The 17,924-nt window shown below is 36.7% G+C and carries 15 protein-coding genes; 13 read left to right on the forward strand and 2 right to left on the reverse strand.

The window, feature by feature from the left end; all coding sequences use genetic code 11:
- Nucleotides 1-5 precede the first annotated feature (5 nt).
- The 8 genes from guaB to ACJMLD_RS02760 all read left to right on the forward strand — a co-directional run bounded on the left by guaB (nt 6) and on the right by ACJMLD_RS02760 (nt 4,911).
- Entirely contained in the window at nt 6-1,490 is a 1,485-nt protein-coding gene (gene guaB / locus ACJMLD_RS02725) for an IMP dehydrogenase (protein WP_405267738.1), read from the forward strand.
- Nucleotides 1,491-1,739: 249 nt separating this feature from the next.
- Nucleotides 1,740-2,009, forward strand: a complete 270-nt coding sequence (gene rpl37A / locus ACJMLD_RS02730; protein ID WP_405267740.1) for a 50S ribosomal protein L37Ae — start codon at nt 1,740-1,742, stop codon at nt 2,007-2,009.
- Between the two features lie 3 nt (nt 2,010-2,012).
- Entirely contained in the window at nt 2,013-2,144 is a 132-nt protein-coding gene (locus ACJMLD_RS02735) for a DNA-directed RNA polymerase subunit P (RefSeq protein ID WP_082706360.1), read from the forward strand.
- A 41-nt stretch (nt 2,145-2,185) separates the two neighbouring features.
- On the forward strand, nt 2,186-2,671 hold the full coding sequence (locus ACJMLD_RS02740; RefSeq protein ID WP_405267742.1) for a ribonucleotide-diphosphate reductase subunit beta: 486 nt from the start codon (nt 2,186-2,188) through the stop codon (nt 2,669-2,671).
- Complete coding sequence (locus ACJMLD_RS02745; protein ID WP_405267744.1) at nt 2,664-2,930, forward strand: KEOPS complex subunit Pcc1; 267 nt, start codon at nt 2,664-2,666, stop codon at nt 2,928-2,930. The genes ACJMLD_RS02740 and ACJMLD_RS02745 overlap by 8 nt, the downstream gene beginning before the upstream one ends.
- A gap of 31 nt (nt 2,931-2,961) precedes the next feature.
- Entirely contained in the window at nt 2,962-3,309 is a 348-nt protein-coding gene (locus ACJMLD_RS02750; RefSeq protein ID WP_405267745.1) for a prefoldin subunit beta, read from the forward strand.
- 36 nt (nt 3,310-3,345) lie between these two features.
- The gene (locus ACJMLD_RS02755; RefSeq protein WP_405267747.1) at nt 3,346-3,630 is read left to right on the forward strand and encodes a DUF3194 domain-containing protein; all 285 of its coding nucleotides are present in this window, start codon (nt 3,346-3,348) and stop codon (nt 3,628-3,630) included.
- Nucleotides 3,631-4,221: 591 nt separating this feature from the next.
- Nucleotides 4,222-4,911, forward strand: coding sequence for a HisA/HisF family protein (locus ACJMLD_RS02760; RefSeq protein WP_405267749.1), 690 nt, complete (start codon nt 4,222-4,224; stop codon nt 4,909-4,911).
- Here ACJMLD_RS02760 and ACJMLD_RS02765 read toward each other — a convergent pair.
- A complete protein-coding gene (locus tag ACJMLD_RS02765; RefSeq protein WP_405267751.1) occupies nt 4,903-5,082 on the reverse strand; it encodes a hypothetical protein in 180 nt (59 codons plus the stop codon). The genes ACJMLD_RS02760 and ACJMLD_RS02765 overlap by 9 nt on opposite strands.
- 127 nt (nt 5,083-5,209) lie before the next feature.
- Between ACJMLD_RS02765 and ACJMLD_RS02770 the strand changes: the two genes are divergently transcribed.
- From ACJMLD_RS02770 to ACJMLD_RS02785, 4 genes are all read left to right on the forward strand, one after another.
- The gene (locus ACJMLD_RS02770) at nt 5,210-6,028 is read left to right on the forward strand and encodes a PfkB family carbohydrate kinase (protein WP_405267752.1); all 819 of its coding nucleotides are present in this window, start codon (nt 5,210-5,212) and stop codon (nt 6,026-6,028) included.
- Nucleotides 6,029-6,190: 162 nt separating this feature from the next.
- Nucleotides 6,191-13,429, forward strand: coding sequence for a DUF3320 domain-containing protein (locus ACJMLD_RS02775; RefSeq protein WP_405267754.1), 7,239 nt, complete (start codon nt 6,191-6,193; stop codon nt 13,427-13,429).
- An 8-nt stretch (nt 13,430-13,437) separates the two neighbouring features.
- Nucleotides 13,438-15,189, forward strand: coding sequence for an excinuclease ABC subunit UvrC (gene uvrC, locus ACJMLD_RS02780; RefSeq protein WP_405267756.1), 1,752 nt, complete (start codon nt 13,438-13,440; stop codon nt 15,187-15,189).
- A gap of 100 nt (nt 15,190-15,289) precedes the next feature.
- The gene (locus ACJMLD_RS02785) at nt 15,290-15,832 is read left to right on the forward strand and encodes a zinc ribbon domain-containing protein (RefSeq protein WP_405267758.1); all 543 of its coding nucleotides are present in this window, start codon (nt 15,290-15,292) and stop codon (nt 15,830-15,832) included.
- Between the two features lies 1 nt (nt 15,833).
- Here ACJMLD_RS02785 and ACJMLD_RS02790 read toward each other — a convergent pair whose 3' ends face one another.
- Nucleotides 15,834-16,133: a hypothetical protein gene (locus ACJMLD_RS02790; RefSeq protein WP_405267760.1), complete on the reverse strand. Its 300-nt coding sequence runs from the start codon at nt 16,131-16,133 to the stop codon at nt 15,834-15,836.
- Nucleotides 16,134-16,219: 86 nt separating this feature from the next.
- Here ACJMLD_RS02790 and ACJMLD_RS02795 point away from each other — a divergent pair, with 86 nt between their 5' ends.
- On the forward strand, nt 16,220-17,923 hold the full coding sequence (locus ACJMLD_RS02795) for an ATP-binding cassette domain-containing protein (protein WP_405267762.1): 1,704 nt from the start codon (nt 16,220-16,222) through the stop codon (nt 17,921-17,923).
- Nucleotide 17,924: the final 1 nt, after the last annotated feature.

Here is a 17,924-nt window from a genome sequence, read left to right on the forward strand (position 1 = left end):
TTATTATGTCATTTTCAAAAAAAGTTCAAGAAGCAAGAATGTCTTTCACGTTTGATGATTTTCTTTTAACTCCTAACGCCAGTTATGTGGAACCTAAGGATATTGATATTTCAGTTGAACTGGGTAAAGGAATTAAATTGAACATTCCGGTTTTAAGTGCTGCTATGGATACTGTAACCGAAGCAGAGCTTGCTATAGCAATGGCACAGGAAGGCGGAGTAGGTGTAATTCACAGAAACATCACACAGGAAAGACAGGTTGAAGAAGTCAAGAAGGTTAAGAATGCTGAAGACTTAACCATTCGTGATGTTGTTACAATTTCCCCGGATTCTACAATTGCTGAAGTTCAAGCAAAAATGCATGATGAACTGATCAGCGGTCTTCCAGTCGTTGAAGGTGATGAAATTATAGGTATCATATCTAAAAGGGATATCAGACCGGTCTTAAAATCAGAACCGAATAAGGCTGTTAAAGACATCATGACTTCCGATGTTGTGACTGTTGATGAAGGCATTTCATCCGAAGAGGCATTGAATATTGCTTATGAAAATAAGGTTGAAAGGCTTCCGGTTGTTCATGAAGGCAAATTGGTAGGTATTATTACAATTAAGGATATCTTGAATCATGCCCAATATCCAAAAGCTGCTCGTGATAAAGACGGCAACTTCCTGGTTGCTGCTGCATGCGGTCCGTTTGATTTGGACAGGGCAATGGCACTTGATCAGGCAGGTGCGGACATCATTTCCATTGACTGCGCTCATGCGCATAACATGAATGTAGTCAAATTCACCGAAACCATCAAGGACAATATTGATGCTGAATTATGTGTCGGTAACATTGCAACTGCAGAAGCTGCAGAAGACTTGATTTCCATGGGTGTTGACGCACTTAAGGTAGGAATCGGTCCAGGTTCAATGTGTACCACCCGTATTGTAGCGGGTGTAGGTGTGCCGCAATTGACAGCCATTTCCGATGTTGCTGATGCGGCTGCAGATTCAGGCGTTCCAGTCATTGCCGATGGTGGTATCAGATACTCAGGAGATGTTGCAAAGGCTATTGGTGCTGGCGCAGATGCAGTAATGCTCGGTAACTTGCTTGCAGCTTCCCTTGAAGCACCTGGTGATATTGTAGTCATGAACGGTAAGCAATACAAAAAATACCGTGGAATGGGTTCCATGGGTGCAATGACCAGTGAGTATGATGGTGGAGCAGACAGATACTTCCAAGGTCAAAAAAGTAAGATGAACCACACAAAATATGTTCCTGAAGGAATTGAAGGTGCAGTGCCATATAAGGGAACTATCGCTGAAATACTGTTCCAGCTGGTTGGTGGTTTGAAATCATCTATGGGATACTGCGGTGCCAAAGATATTGCTGCAATGAAGGAAAAAGCACAATTCGTCAGAATTACAAGTAGCGGTATTAAGGAATCACACCCTCATGACTTGTTGATTACTAATGAAAGTCCTAATTATTCACCTCCTGAATAGTTGGGCACTTACCATATTGTTTTGATGAGACTACAATGAGGCATAAAGATTTATAGGAAAATGGATTTTTCTCATCAAAATCATATATTTTTATATTAAAACAGGTGTTTTTTCTTAAAATTACCTATTTTAAGCAAACCTTTAAATATTAGTATATTCAATATTGTAATATTAGATAATTTTATGATTATTTTAGATAATCAATTTATTTACATTTGATTAAATTTTATTATTATGGAGAGAATATAAATGGCAAGAACTAAAAAAGTGGGTATTACAGGAAGGTTCGGTGCAAGATACGGAAGAAAAGCTAAAAGATCTGTTAAGATTATTGAAGAAAACATGAAAAAAGACCATGTTTGTCCTAAATGCGCTAGACCTTACGTAAAAAGACAAGCTGCTGGAATTTGGAAATGTAGAAAATGTGGTGCAGTCTTCACTGGAGGAGCTTACGTTCCACAAACTCCTATGGCAAAATCCGCAGCACGTAGTATTAGATACATTAAAGTGGAGGAATAGGCATTGTATAGATGTCCACGTTGTGGAGCAGAAGTAGACCATAAAAGCTACATGGAAAATAAATGTCCTAAATGCAGATATAGGATTTTATTTAAGAATGTTCCAGAAACTACTAGAATCATAAAAGCAAGATAATTCATCTGCTTTTACTAAATTTTTTACTATTTTTGATTTAAATGTTAATCTCAACTTCTAGAAAACCTTCTCAAAAAACTAGAAAGTTCTGTAAAAATTTAGCGCATGCGACCGGATCTACCTCTGTCAACAGAGGAAAAATGAACATGCGTGAGCTTTTACTTAAGGCACTGGAAGTGGATGAGTTTAATTTGGCTGTCGTCAATGAAATAAAAGGCAATCCTAGCAGAATATCATTTTATTCTAATAAGGGAGAATTATTGCTTACCATTCTTATTGGAGCATCTGAGGATGGCGAAAAAATGAATATTGCTCCATCCCAATTGAAAATAGTATCACAAGTCGACAGGCTCAATGTCTTAAGCGACATTCTGGACATGGATTTAGTGGATAAGGCAGAAGAAAATTATATCTTGATTTCTAAAAGTGACGATTCTGTAGCTAAAATTAATTTCATCAACAAGTTTGGAGACAAAATCAACTTCCAGATTAATGTTAAAAAGATTTTAGAGGTTTCAAATGATTGATGAAAGCCCTCTTGAATCTGTCAAAAGCAATATAGTCATCGAATTTGAAAACAGCAGTCAAGCCAAAATAGTTTATGATTCTATTCTTTTGGAATTCGATACGGCTCCCGACTTCAGATCATCCATGACATTGGATTTAGATGATTCAAATATTGTAATCAATATTGATGCAGAAGATTCCACATCATTTAGGGCTTCTGTTAACTCAGCAATAAAGTGGATTAAGCTGGCATTGGAAATAAATAATTTAACCAATTGATGTTCATAATATAATTTATAAAGGTGATAATATGGAGATTCCTGAAAACATTCAAGAACAATTAAATCAGTTTCAACAATTACAACAACAGGCTCAAGCTGTAAGTATGCAAGTTCAAAATGTTGAAATTCAAATTCAAGAAACCAAAAACGCATTAGATGAACTTAAAAAAACTGATTCATCAACTGAAGTATTTAAACAAGCAGGCACTTTACTTATTAAAGTGGAATATGACGACGCAATGGCTGAAATGGCGGATAAATTAGAAACTCTCGAGTTAAGAAAACAAACCATGACCCGCCAGGAAGAAAGGGTCGTCAAAAAACTTGAAGAAATGCAAGCTGCTATTCAAACTGCTATGAACGGTATGGGCCAATAGGTTCGATACTTTCATTTTTCTTTTTTTTAGATTTTTATGTCAAAATTAAAGCAATTAACTCAAGATGATTTGGCTGTCATTTCCGATGATTTTGGAGAAATTCTCGAACGTGAAGTTTCAAAGTTTATTTCCATGAAGGAATTGGAGGATATCGATTTGGATATTGTTCTCAGCTATGACAATGAACAGCTGGATGTTGATGTTGATGTTGGAGTGCTGTTTGATGAGCTTTCAGAGATTACTCAAGATCAAGTAACTAAGGCCATTGATGAGGCTTATTTGAAGTTCGATTCATATATTGATGAGAATTATAGAGTTTAATTATTTTTTTAAATTTCCAAGTATTACTATATTAATTTTTTATATTAAATTAGTATTACTTTTTTATAAAAAAGTATTTATACTAAAAAATTCAATTATTAATTAAGAGTTTGAAGTAACAAAATAGCTTAGCAATATTAAGGTCAAACACGTAATACTATCTTTTAAATTAAATTCCCTCTTTCATTACTTCAAACTTTTCTTTATTCTTTTTTTATCAATTTGAGTTTATCAATCTGATTTTATTTATTATTACAAATTTTTATGTGCCTAAAATATTGCGTTTTATATTTATTGATAATTTGTTAATTTTTGTTAATGATTTTGTATTAAATATTATATTATGTTTATTTTTTTAAAGTTTTTTTAAAAATCATATATTCAAGTATACTTTAATTTTTCTAAATTATAGTAACATTTATATAGTATGTGAATTAACTTAATAAATAGAGGTTCATAACTAATCTGTTATTTACCTATAAATTGATCATTATTTTTTATATTCTCGAGGAAAGCAAAAACACGTCGGCTTTCCTCACCTCCTTAACTTTTTTAAAAATATTAAATACTTGTTTTTATCTAACTATTATCATGATTAAGAAAATTCCCGTTATTGATTTAAAACAACACCAAGCCGTAAGTGGCAAATCCGGTATGAGAGACACTTATAAACCGTTAAGCACAGTTTTTGCACCGTCAGCCAATCCGGTTGAAATTGCCCAAGGGCTGAAACTGAATGGTGCCGATGAAATGTACATTGCTGATTTGGACCTTATAGAATCAGTCGGACACAACATCAACGACGTGAAGATGGTCAATACAATCATACCTGTAATGTTTGATGGCGGTGTTAAGAATTACGAATCCTTCGAATTTTTCTTGGATTATGCATATAAGATAATCGTTCCGACAGAAACCCTTGAAAGCATTGAGGAGATGGAAAGGATATTCGAGAAATTCCCAAAGGAAAGGATTGTAGTCAGTGTAGATGTTAAGAACAATGAACTGTTATCCAAAAATTTCGATATGTCCCTTTCTGAATTTAAGGAAGTTCTAAAAAGATTGGATCCTAATGAGATTATCCTTTTGGATATTTCCGGCGTTGGAACGGAACATGGATATAATAAGGAATTGCTTGATGAATTCAAGGAGCTAAAAGAAAAATTAATCATTGCTGGTGGTTTGAATAAGGACTCTCTTGGTGAGTTAGAGTCATTGGGCATAAAAAAAGTATTGATAGGAACTAGTCTGCATTCCGGTGAAGTGAAAATCCTAGACTAGAACATATAAAATCAGATATGGGAATACGCAAGCTATAATGAATAATGCAATGCCTAATCCTAATTTGTTTCTATCGTTTTCCAAAGATCCGGATATTATAAATACAAATCCAAAAAATCCACATATCAATGGAAGGATATGTGAAAATATTGTTGTTCCAACTATCGCCATTTTAAATCACTACTATAATTTACATTTTTTAATTATATAAATATAACTTAATGCAGAATTCTGGATGTTGATGCAACTGTTGAAGTTGACTAAAATTTTAAATGAAATAAAGGTTAAATCTTTTTTTATGACGTTAGTTGTTATCGGCCCTGTAACAAAAGATTTGATAGTTATCGGTGGTGAGGAATCACAGAGAATCGGAGGGCCAACGTATTATCAAAGTTTTGTTTTTGAGGAATTTCACAAGGATTACCGGGCTATCGTAAACTGCTCTGATATTGAGCTGGCAAACAGCTTTCCTTCAAAGGATAAGGTTAAAGTAATCTTGAAGGAAGATACTCACTACTTTATCAATAAGTATCCTTTTGAGGATAATTTGGATATCCGGGAACAGTCAACCAATTTTGCAAGAATTCCAATTTTAAAGCAGGATTTGGAAGATGCATTACCTTTGGAGATTGACGCTTTTGTTTTGAATCCTCTTAACAGATATGATTTTCCAATTGAAACCATAGAATATATAAAGAGTTTCAATGTTCCGGTTTTCATTTCAGTTCAGGGATTTTTAAGGGTTCCTTCAGATGAAGTAAATGGAAATTATACTATAAAATTAGAGAACTTTGATAAGTTAAGTGATGTTTTAGAAGGCGTCACTTCAATATTTCTGGATGAGGATGAGGCAAGCATCATCGGCATGGTCTTTGATGTAGATGAGATGGTCATAACTAATGGAAGTCGAGGATCTAGGATAGTTTCTGATGATGAAATCATAATTGATGCCGTTGAATGTGAGGATGTTGTGGATACGACAGGCTGCGGGGACACCTATATGGCAGCATACATTGCTCAAAAATTATTGCTCAAACCCCGTGAAATTGCAGGTTCTTTTGCTTCACAGATTGCCAGCAGGAAAATTGAAAAGTCCGGCCCTTATAACTCGAATTGATTTATCAGATTTTAAGCTGTTTTTGTTTGCTTTTTATTAACATTCTTTTTTAATTTTTACTAGCTTTTAATTAAATTTACCTAATTTAGAAAACTTTATTAATTAATATTATAATAGTATATAATGTATTTTTGAATTTTTTAAACACTACAAAGGGTCATCATGTTAAATAAGTCAGATAATATAATCGAAAAGGAATTTAAAAACTTACGTAAGGAGCTTTTGGATTTAACTTTAAGAAATCAACTTCTTAACTTCAAATCAAGGGCCAAAACCATTACCATAGTAAACCAATCTCCTACAAACCTTTTTCAGACATTGGTTCTGCAAGAACATAAAATGTATTTTGTGGCCAATAAAAAGGATAAGAAGGAAGACAAGTCTTCAGTATGGGATTACATTCCGTTTGATGTTTCAAAGTTTTCTGAAGGCGATAAGAAATTAGCCACTGATTTGACACCAAAGGAACTCCAAAAAAGATTATATTACATAAACAACCAAGCTAAAACAATGCTTCAGGAACAGGGTTATAACATCCTATATCTTGCAGTTGGCTTTTTATCATGGAAAGACAAATCAAAGCCAAGGCAGAAAAACAATGCACCTTTAGTGTTGATTCCGGTCGCAATGGAAAGGAAGAAGGTCGGCGAATCATTCAACCTTGAATGGACCGGAGAAGATATTCAGACAAACATTTCGCTTAAGGCCAAATTACTGGAAGCGGGCATTGAGCTTCCCGATTTTGAATTTAAAAGATACGGTGAAGTAATCGACCATTACATATCTAATGTAAGGCGTGCAGTCAGCAGAATGGACGGATGGGAAGTCAATTCCAATGTGGCTTTAGGTTTCTTTAGCTTTACCAAATTTGTGATGTATAATGACCTGAACCCTGATGCATGGGCGGACAATGTTGACTTGACTAAAAACGAATTGATTCAAGCAATTTTCAATCCTGCCAAAAATGACCATGAAGCGTTTAGGGAAGAGGACATCGACTCACGTCTGGAATATCAGAACATGTATCAGGTTCTTGATGCAGATTCATCTCAGATTGCAGCCATTCAGGATGTTAAGGCAGGCCGCAACCTTGTTGTAGAGGGTCCACCAGGAACCGGTAAGTCACAGACCATTGTGAACCTGATTGCCGAATTGCTGGCCGAAGGCAAATCAGTCTTATTTGTATCTGAGAAAATGGCGGCGCTTGATGTTGTAAAGGACAGGCTGACTGCTGTGGGATTGGGCAAATTTGTCTTGGAATTGCATTCCCATAAGACAAGAAGGAAAAAATTCCTTAAGGATTTGCAGAAGGCAACTAACGTAAGGGCACAGGAGCCGTTGAATATCGATCAGACAATTCGTAAATTGGAGACATTACGTCGCCAGCTTGATGATTACTCTCAAATTATTCATAAACCCGCTTTTGCGGTTAACTTATCTCCATTCCAGTTATATGGAATGAAGGAATCTGCAGATGACCATTTTGCAATTAAGGGCACAATAATGCCATTGGTCAGATTCCAAAATCCTGAATCCGTTACATTAAAGGATTTGGATGACATGAAGATTGCTTTGGAGAACTTAGCGGAATTATATCAGACAATCTCTAAAGAAAACCCTTGGAGCAAATGCGCTCCTAAAAGTCTGCTTCCAGCAGACTTGAGGGAAATCGAAATGCTGATTAACGATACGCTGTTCGCTTTGGACAATTTCCTTGTTGAGCGTGGAAGGGTTTACGACATTTATGGAATCAAACAGCCGAATACCTTAAACGAGTTTGAAAATTCGCTTTCCGCATTTGAAATAATCAAGTCTCAGAATGCAGAGCTGATTGACGGATCCATAATTAAGTCAGGGGCATGGAATAACAACAATGACGATGCGTTTAAGTTAATCCATGAGCTTGAAAGGTATCAGAAATATTCAGGAATATTAACCAAATTCAATCAGAGCATTTTCCAGGCGGACATTGACAGATTGATATATGAGTTAAGAAGCATTTCAAACAAAAAGTTCAGATTCTTCAACAACAAGCAGCACATTGAGTTGGTTGAAAGATACTATGCGGTTCCAGTTCCCGGAAGCATTGATGAAATCATAAGAGATTTGCAGGAAGCAAAGGCAGTAATTAAAATCAGAAAGAATCTGGAGGCCAATGAGGCATTGGGCCAAAAGTACTATGGAGGATATTGGCATTTGAATGCAAATATCAATGACCTGAAGGCTATTGCAAAATGGATGAACGAATTTACCGCACTTGTTCGTGAAGGAACATTCTCTGAAAATACCATTGACCTGATGAGCAAAGACCTCTTTGACATTAAACCCGAAAGGGATCTTGCAGAGTATATTGATGCCGGTGAGGAATTCGTAAGGGTATTGTCAAGACTTAAGGACAAGCTAAATCCAAGAAGCAAACTGATTTTCAAAAGGGAAACTGGTGATGTTCCTTTTGAGGCATGGCAGGAACAGCTGTATAATTGGAGAGGACAACTGTCAAGCCTTCACCTATGGTCCCAATATTTGAATACTAAAAATTCTCTTAAGACTTCAAATGCGAAAATGTTCGTTGACTCCATTGAGAAAAGAAACATTAAAAAAGAGGATATTGAAGCATTGGTTGAAGGAAACTTTGCAGATTCATTATTAAATATATTATTTGTTGAAAATCACGAATTGGCTACATTTGTCGGTGAGCTTCATGAAAACAGAATTCGTGAATTCAGGGATTTGGACAAAAAGATTCTTGTCTTGAACCGTAAGAGGATTTACCATAAGCTTAACAGCAACATTCCTAAAATCTTTGGAGGAACAGAAAATCCGCAGGCAAAGATATTGGCAGGTGAATTTACAAGAAAAAGCGGGCATATGCCCGTACGCAAACTTCTGGAAAAGGCAGGAGGCATGATAAAACAAATCAAGCCTTGCTTTATGATGAGCCCATTGTCTATTGCACAATACTTGGATCCAACTAATGAAGAGTTGCAGTTTGATGTAGTCATTTTCGACGAAGCAAGTCAGGTAAAGCCTGAAGATGCGCTTGGTGCATTCATGAGAGGTAAAACTGCAGTTGTTATGGGCGATACTCAGCAATTGCCTCCGACTTCCTTCTTTGACCAAATGTCAGATGCCGAAAGCGATGAAGAGGAAGCAACTTCACTAGATATGGAAAGTATCCTGCATTTGTGCAAACTGTCATTCCCGGTCAAAATGCTCAAATGGCACTACAGGTCTCGCCATGAATCACTGATTACAGTATCAAATAGGGAATTTTATGATGATGACCTGTTGGTTTACCCTTCACCTTCACACAATGACCCTGAACTTGGTTTAAAGTTCCATTATAATCCAAATACCGCATATCATAGAGGTTCATCTTCAGCAAACCCTCTTGAAGCAGAAGATGTTGCAGATGAAATCTTCAACCACTTTGAGAAATACGGTGATACAAAAAGTTTGGGTGTTGGAACATTTTCCGTTGCACAAAAGAATGCAATTCTAGAGGCATTGGAAGTAAAGCGTAAGGAAAGGCCGGAATTCGAGCCATTGTTTTCAGACAGTAAGGAAGAAAGATTCTTTGTCAAGAACCTTGAAACAATCCAAGGGGATGAAAGGGATGTTATCCTAATCAGTGTTGGTTACGGTTTTGATGAGGAGCGAAAGATGTCACTTAACTTCGGTCCTTTAAACCAAGATGGTGGAGAAAGACGTTTAAATGTTTTAATTACTCGTGCAAGAGAAAAGTGTGTTGTATTTTCAAACTTTAAAGCTTATGACATGAAATTAACTGCAAACCCTCCTTATGGTGTAAAATCATTAAAAGAGTTCTTGGAATATGCCGAAAACCTGACTTTAGGAACTCATGTTGGTGAAGCATATACCCATGAACCATTTGAAGATGCAATAGCCAGCTTTTTAGAGGAAAACGGTTATACTGTTGACAGGCAAATCGGTTGTGCAGGTTTTAGAGTTGATTTGGCTATTGTGGATGATGAAAATCCTGGAAAATACATTTTGGGAATTACAACTGATGGAAAAATGTATTCATCCAGTAAGGTGGCACGTGACAGAGACAGGCTCCGTGAACAGGTATTGAATGGTTTGGGATGGAAACTGTATCATTTATGGTCAACTGACTGGTACAGAAACAGAGACCTTGGACGTAAAAAACTTTTAACATTTGTTGAAAAATCTATTCGCCAAACCCGTGCAGAAGAAAAACGCAAATCTGAAGAGGAGAAAGAACTGGCTGAAAAAAGAAGATTGGAAGCTGAGAAAAAAGCCGAAGAATTACGCATTGCACGTGAAAGGGAAGAAGCTGAGCGAAAGATGAAGGAAGAATCACAGGACGACATTAACATTGAGGATATTGGTCCTGCAGACTTTGTTGAAGTCGAAAAAGTTGATGATGATGTGTTGGAGAAACCTATAGACGTAAGTGAAATTGACCCTTCAGAATTCTTTGAAGAGGAAAAAACTATCAATGAAACCAGTTCAATAAATGAAACTCCATCTGAATTTGTTGATGTTGGGTCTTCTGGGGGTGATGTTGAGTTTGAAGAGAATCCTTCTGAGTTTGTTGATGTGGAACCTTCAAATGAAAGCGTTGTTGAAGAGGATCCTTCTGAGTTTGTTGATGTGGAGCCTTCAAATGAAAGCGTTGTTGAAGAGGCTCCTGAATTCCATCAACAGGAAGAAGCTGCAAATGAAGAAATCTCTGATGATGCAGCAGATGAATCAGGCATAGATGGTGATTCTGAAGTTTGGGAGTCTGATGAAGGGGTTGCTCCGGAAGATAATGCTGAAGTTTGGGAAAATGAAAAGGATTACTCTGATGAGGAAAATAATAGTGTTTCAAAGCTTATTTCAGATAAGTTCAAGTCATTATTAAAATCAGATGAAGAAGAAAATGAAGAGGAAAAAGGTTCATTTTTCTCATCTCTTAAATTCACCAGCAATCTGGGCGAAAATTCAGATTTGGAGGATGAGTTTGAAGAGCCTTTATCTGGAATCGATGAGGAAATTTCTAAAGAATCACAAGAGCTTATTGTTGAGGATATTATTGATGAGGCAATTGATGTCGATGAAACTCCCGAAGATGACGATTCGCAGATGAAAATGCCAAAATTCGGAACTAAGGTTGATTTAGGTTCTGATGAGGATTATATCATTGTTGACCATAGTGATGATGAGATTGTTGAAGAGACTGTTAAAAAGCCATCAAAAGAAGAAATTTTCGATGATAAGGTTGATTTAGGTTCTGATGAGGATTATATCATTGTTGACCATAGTGTTGATGAGGCTGTTGAGGAAACTGTTAAAAAGCCATCTAAAGAAGAAATCTTTGATGATAAGGTTGATTTGGGTTCTGATGAGGATTACATCATTGTTGATCATAGTGATGATGAGACAGTCAATGAAACAACTAAAAACGTATCTGAAGAAATTTTTGAAGATAAGGTTGATTTTGATAATGTAGTTAAAGATGTTCCCGATGAGAAATCTGAAGAAATAGATGACGATAAGGTTGATTTGGGTTCTGATGAGGATTATATTTATGTTGACCACAGCCATGATGAAGAGCACGTAATGGATGATGAAACTAATAAATATGACTTCAATGAGGATTTGGATGAGAAAGAACCTGTCAATGAAATTCATGAAGAAAAACAAAGAACTAAATCCGGAAGAGGAAGTTTTAAATCTTTCATTTCAGATGTAATGGCTGGTGAACCTAAATTGGAAGCTGAAGAAGTCAAAACCTTTAAGGGAGAACTGATGGAAGATGATGAGCTTCCGGAATATAAGCCGGCACCTAGTGATGACATCGTTGTTGAAGCCGAAATTGTTGAAGATGGGGAGGAATTGAATATTTTCACTGACGATTCACTTGGCAAATATGATGAAGAGCTTGAAAGGCCGTCTCCTAAAATGGACTATACGGAAGGGGAGGAATTGAATATTTTCACTGATGATTCACTTGGCAAAGATGGTGGAAAATCCAATAATATTGTAGATAAGGCAAAAGAGGAGTTCATTGATGAGGTCTTCGATAATGAAGAGTTGCAAAGGGAAGTCTATAAAGATGAAACCTTTAAAGAAGAGGAGTTGCCAAAGGAAGCGCCTTATGATGATGGATTATTTGAAAGGAATGATTTGGAAAATGAGACAAAATATGAAGCGCCCCATGACAGTGAAGCATTGGAAAGGAATGATTTAGATAGTGAAGTTAAAGAGGAAACCCCTCAATTTGATGAAGTGATTGTTGAAGATAATGACTCCGTGCCTGAAGAGGAACAAGAAGTCACTAAAGATGATATAGGTGATGGAGTAACTTACTATCAAGGGTCAAATGATGTAACAAGCAAGCTTAGGAAAAATAATTTCTACTATGAGGAAGAAAAGCCTAGATCTGTTCGTGATTCAATCAGGGGAATCAAAAAGGACATGCAATACATCAACAAATCCCTGAAGGAAATTGAAAATCCAACCCACATTGATTATGTTTCTGTAGTGGACAGAACAGAGGAATATGATCCTAATGATTACCTGAGCAGACCAAGCGATGATGATTCCGATAAGATTATTCAAAAGGAAGAAGGATTGACATTCGCCGAACAAGAGGAGCAAAGAATTGAAAAAGAGATGATGATGGAAGCTCTCAGAAAAGAAATATCAGAAGAGGAAGATGTTATTGTCCCTGTTCATGAGCATGAAAGGAGAGAGGAACTAAAGGATCAGGCTCTTGAGGATATAATTCTGACAGCTAATGAGGACTACAAGGAAATAGAAAAGGAAAGGCACAGACAGGATAATCAGTTAAAGGCATTCGATGATAAGAAACTTCCAGGCAAAAGAAAGATGGAAGACCAAATTATGGATTATGTTGAGATTGATGACTTTGGCTTGAATTCATCCGATGATTTATACAAGCAGCCAATTGAGAAGGTAGCCAAATCCATCAATGAGATTGTGGATATTGAAGGACCTATTCATATTAGCGAAGTAACAAAGAGGGTTAAGGATTCCTGTGATATTAAAAGAGCAGGCTCCACATTGAAAAAGCGCGTAAATGCAGCAATCACTGAAGCGGAAAACTCCGGTGACATTATCAGAATTGGAGACTTCTTATATGATGCTTCAGATAATAATATTGTTATTAGAAGAAGGAACAAACCGAATATCGATTTGATTTCAGATGAGGAAATAGCTAAAAGCATAGAATTGGTATTGATTTACAATCCTGAAATCACAACCTCTCAAATCGCAAAGGAAACCTCACGCAACTTCGGATTCAGGTCAACTTCTAAAAAGACCGCTACCAGAATCAATAGCGTCCTGGATTTAATGATAGCAAACAATAAAGTTAAAATTGAGAATGATATTGTTGAACTTAAATAGTGTTTTTTATGTCAACTAAAGTGAAATCACCTGACAATTTGCCGAATAAACCTGGTGTCTATATAATGAAGGATGATGAGGACACCATAATTTACATAGGCAAAGCTAAAAGCCTTATAAAGCGTGTCAAATCTTATTTTCGTGAAAAGCTGGACAGGCCAAAAACCCAAATATTGATGAGTCATTTCGATAGCTTGGAATATATCGTAACCAATTCTGAAAAGGAAGCCCTAATTTTAGAAGCCACTTTAATCAAAAAGCACAGGCCCCGTTATAATATTCAACTGAAGGATGATAAGCGATATCCTTATGTCAAGATTACGGATGAGGAGTTCCCAAGATTGGTCATTACAAGAAACGTTACAAAAAGCGGTGTTTATTTTGGCCCATTTACAGATGTGGGCTCTGTCAAGCAAACTGTTAAATTTTTGAAGTCATTGTTCAAGATAAGAACTTGCCGCAATATGAACGGACCTTGCCTTAACTCCCAAATCGATTTATGCTATGCGCCATGTGATGGAAAAATATCCAAAGAGGACTATGCCGAAATTATTAACAAGATTGACTTATTTTTCCAAGGCAAATATTCGATTATCGTGGATAATCTCAAAAAGGAAATGATTGCGGCGGCCAATAATGAGGAATTCGAAAAGGCAGCTGTCATAAGAGACCAGATTACATCAATTGAAGAGATTATGGAAAAGCAGCTTGTCGATTTTGTCGACGATGACCTGGACCAGGATGTCATAGCCATAGCTCCCGGCGAGAATGAGGTTGTAGTCATTATAATGCCGATTAGGAACGGCAAGATTGTAGGTCGTGACGACTTTCTGATGAGCGGTTCACAATATGACTCACCATCCGAAATAATGTTTTCTTTTATTCAGCAGTACTATGGTTATAACAGGCACATTCCTAAACAGATTCTTTTGGATGAAGATATTGATGAAAAGGAGCTACTTGAAGAATGGTTAAGTGACTTAAGGGGAAACAAGGTAAAAATTAAAGTTCCTCAAAAGGGCGTTAAATTAAGGCTTGTCAAGATGGCAAAGAAAAATGCCGAAATTATCAAGCATCAAAAGAAGAAGATGGAAAATTCATTGATAGAGCTTAAGAAATACCTCAAACTTGAAAATGTTCCTCATGTGATTGAAGGATATGATATCAGTAACATTTCAGGCAAATTCGCTGTTGGTTCGAAGGTGTCATTCAAAGATGGAAAACCTAACAAAAAGATGTATAAGCATTTCAAAATGGAAACTCCAGGACCAAACGATTTTGCAATGATGGAGGAGCTGTTGACCCGCAGATTGAAATTAATCGATTCTGATCCGGAACCTGACCTGATAGTGATTGATGGTGGCAAAGGTCAGCTGGGTATGGCATGCGGGGTGTTGGAGGAATTAAATCTCACTCATATTCCAGTCATTGGGATTGCAAAGGAATTTGAAGAGATATATGTTCCAAACAGTAAGCGCCCAATCATTATTCCTAAAAACAATAAGGCATTGCACTTGCTTCAGCAAGTTAGGGATGAATCGCACCGTTTTGCGATAACCTATCATAGAAAACTGCGCAGTAAGGATATTTCAGCCTCTTCACTTGACGATATCGCTGGAATCGGTAAAAAAAGAAAGGTTAATCTTTTAAAAGAATTTGGCACTATTGAAAACATTAAGAAGGCATCAATCGATGAATTAGCTAAAACCGACGGCATGAATCAAAAAACGGCTGAAAATGTCTATAATTATTATCACTAGCGTCTTATTATTTTTAATGAAAAATGGCTAATTTTCCATTAAGTTTAAATATAAGAATTTTAATAATGTTTTTATAAGAAAGAAAAAGGAATAATTATTTATGGTAAAATGTCCACGGTGTGGGTATGAAAATCCATCCAACGCCGTATATTGTTATAATTGTGCCTATCTTCTAACAGACTCTCATGGGAACAGAATCAATAATACAAAACGCAAAAACAGTTGGGACATAGGTATTGCTAAAAAAATTGTTATCGTACTAGGAATTATTATTATAGCGCTGTTACTCTTCTCTCTGGTCTATAACAACACTCAACCCTCTCATAATGAAACTTTGAACGTGATTACTGATGATGGCAGTGTTCACAAAACTGCTTCTTATCCATATGTTGCTGTAATCGACTACGAAGGTAGTTGGTATGCTGAAATGGGAAACCCGAATTATCTTGCAAAAGAATCAGGTTACGGTCCGAAAAAATTCACACTTGACTGTGCTCCATGGGATAGGGTGGCAATCGATGCCAAAAAATATGACTATGGTGAAGGGGAATTCAAAGTGCAGCTTTTAAGAAATGGTGAAGTTGTAGCTGAAGATTCAACTACAAATGTTACAGGCAGGATTGTAATCAATTACAACTATTGATCTATTCTATTTGGTTAATCTTTTCCTGCAGCAGTTCAACTAGTTCATCAGTCTTATATAATCTGATTTCTTGTTCGTCGTCATCTTTGAATATTTGGATAAATCTGATAAGGTCACTGCATAGCTGGTCGTATTGAATATTTAGGGTGTTATAGTTATTCATTAGTGTAACTAGCTTTTCCTGTTCTATTGGTTCAGGTTCCCTTAAAATCCTTTCAATATTTACAAAATGACTTTCAATCATAAATTTTTCTTCTTCTAAGCTATTTTGATATTCTTCAATCTTATTTTCGCTAGCCATGTTAATCACAGTTTTTTTTTGTTAATTAATATAAAATATAAATACTTTCATTAATAAAAATTTGTATAATATAAGGGGCATAAAGAATGATAAAAGTTGAAAATGTAAGTAAAGATTATGAATTAGCTGATGGGACAAAAGTTACCGCACTCAAGAATGTTAGTCTGGAAGTCAAGGAAGGTGAAATTTTAGGAATCATGGGAAGAAGCGGTTCCGGTAAATCTACACTTCTAAGGGCTTTAAGAGGTGTTGAACACATTGATGAGGGAAGCATAACTGTCGGTGATGTTAGCATTAACCAGGATTCCTCTCAGTTCTACTACAATAAACTCAAAAAGGAAACTGCAATACACCTTCAGAGATCCTTTGGTATCTGGCCGGATACAGTACGTGAAAATGTATTGAGGAAACTGTATGCCAGAAGATATTTTGACGAAGGGGATACTAATTTTGAAGTTGCCGAATCAGAATTCGGTGATGAAGCCGATGAGCTTTTGGAACTTGTTTCATTAACTCATAAGAAAGACCATTATGCATCTGTATTAAGCGGCGGTGAAAAGCAGAGGCTTATCATGGCAAGACAACTTGCTAAACAGCCTAAAGCATTGCTTCTTGATGAACCTGCAACAATGGCATGCCCTAAAACAAAACAAGAGATATTGGATGCAGTCAAAAAAATCAACAAGGAATTGAACATCACTGTGGTCATCGTATCTCACCTGCCGGATGTTCAGAAGTATCTGGCGGACAGGGTGATTCTTCTTGAAGACGGTGAAATTGTTGATGAAGGCTCTGCTGATGAAATCTGCGATAAGTTCATGGAAGGCATGGATGACATAGTTGATATCGAAAATGTTGCAACCGATGAAGACGTAATCCAAGTCAATGACATCTACAAAAGGTTCTACCTCTTGACTGGAGGGGAAGTTCTGCAGATTGAGGATGTAAACTTTACAGTTCAAAAGGAGAATATCCTAAGCATTATCGGACCTAGTGGTGCCGGCAAAACAGTCCTTTTGAGAATGCTCGGCGGACTTGAAGACCCTGACAAAGGGGAAGTATTGTACAAGGTCGACGGAGAGTGGAATGATGTGGACATTCCCGGCATGGGCCGTATGAAAATCAGATCCAAATTAGGATTCATGCATCAGGAATTCGCCTTAAGCCATTATGCAACCGTTTTGAATCAACTTGCAACCAGACTAGGTTATAAGAACCAGAACATTATTAATGAAGCCAGGGAAAGGGCTAAAAGAATAGGACTTAGCGAAGAGCTATTGGATTCATTTTACTTGCTCACTGATTTGCCTGAAGTCGAAGCGAGGGATCGTCTTAAGAAGATTGGGCTTGATGAAGGTATTTTGGATGACCTGTTCCCAAGATTCCCGGAAACCGCAACAAAAGAAGCAGTTGCAGACATATTCGAAAGCCTTGATTTGGACATGGATATCCTGCATAGGAAATCCTATGAATTGTCAGGTGGCCAGAAGGTGCGTGTAATGCTTGCATTGATTCTGGTTTCAAGGCCTAAGTTCCTGCTTTTGGATGAGCCGTTCGGTGATTTGGACCCTGTTACCTTAAGAGATGTAACCAATGCTTTGAAAACAATTTCCAAGGATTATGGAATCACCATCGTAATGATTTCACACAATACCGACTTTATCAAGGAGCTGTCCAACAGGGCGGTATTTATGGATGACGGCAAATTAATCGATGACAGTGAGGACATCGACCAGATTGTTGACAATTTCATTGATTTCTGTCATGCGGATTACCTCAAGGGTGATTAGA

The organism is Methanobrevibacter sp. (genome assembly GCF_045112895.1).
GTDB lineage: Archaea > Methanobacteriota > Methanobacteria > Methanobacteriales > Methanobacteriaceae > Methanocatella.

What these genes read in the sequence shown, in the direction of transcription:
- guaB (WP_405267738.1), top strand. Translation starts at nt 6, where the DNA reads ATGTCATTTTCAAAAAAAGTTCAAGAAGCAAGAATGTCTTTCACGTTT.
- rpl37A (WP_405267740.1), top strand. Translation starts at nt 1,740, where the DNA reads ATGGCAAGAACTAAAAAAGTGGGTATTACAGGAAGGTTCGGTGCAAGA.
- ACJMLD_RS02740 (WP_405267742.1), top strand. Translation starts at nt 2,186, where the DNA reads ATGTTAATCTCAACTTCTAGAAAACCTTCTCAAAAAACTAGAAAGTTC.
- ACJMLD_RS02745 (WP_405267744.1), top strand. Translation starts at nt 2,664, where the DNA reads ATGATTGATGAAAGCCCTCTTGAATCTGTCAAAAGCAATATAGTCATC.
- ACJMLD_RS02750 (WP_405267745.1), top strand. Translation starts at nt 2,962, where the DNA reads ATGGAGATTCCTGAAAACATTCAAGAACAATTAAATCAGTTTCAACAA.
- ACJMLD_RS02755 (WP_405267747.1), top strand. Translation starts at nt 3,346, where the DNA reads ATGTCAAAATTAAAGCAATTAACTCAAGATGATTTGGCTGTCATTTCC.
- ACJMLD_RS02760 (WP_405267749.1), top strand. Translation starts at nt 4,222, where the DNA reads ATGATTAAGAAAATTCCCGTTATTGATTTAAAACAACACCAAGCCGTA.
- ACJMLD_RS02765 (WP_405267751.1), bottom strand. Translation starts at nt 5,082, where the DNA reads ATGGCGATAGTTGGAACAACAATATTTTCACATATCCTTCCATTGATA.
- ACJMLD_RS02770 (WP_405267752.1), top strand. Translation starts at nt 5,210, where the DNA reads ATGACGTTAGTTGTTATCGGCCCTGTAACAAAAGATTTGATAGTTATC.
- ACJMLD_RS02775 (WP_405267754.1), top strand. Translation starts at nt 6,191, where the DNA reads ATGTTAAATAAGTCAGATAATATAATCGAAAAGGAATTTAAAAACTTA.
- uvrC (WP_405267756.1), top strand. Translation starts at nt 13,438, where the DNA reads ATGTCAACTAAAGTGAAATCACCTGACAATTTGCCGAATAAACCTGGT.
- ACJMLD_RS02785 (WP_405267758.1), top strand. Translation starts at nt 15,290, where the DNA reads ATGGTAAAATGTCCACGGTGTGGGTATGAAAATCCATCCAACGCCGTA.
- ACJMLD_RS02790 (WP_405267760.1), bottom strand. Translation starts at nt 16,133, where the DNA reads ATGGCTAGCGAAAATAAGATTGAAGAATATCAAAATAGCTTAGAAGAA.
- ACJMLD_RS02795 (WP_405267762.1), top strand. Translation starts at nt 16,220, where the DNA reads ATGATAAAAGTTGAAAATGTAAGTAAAGATTATGAATTAGCTGATGGG.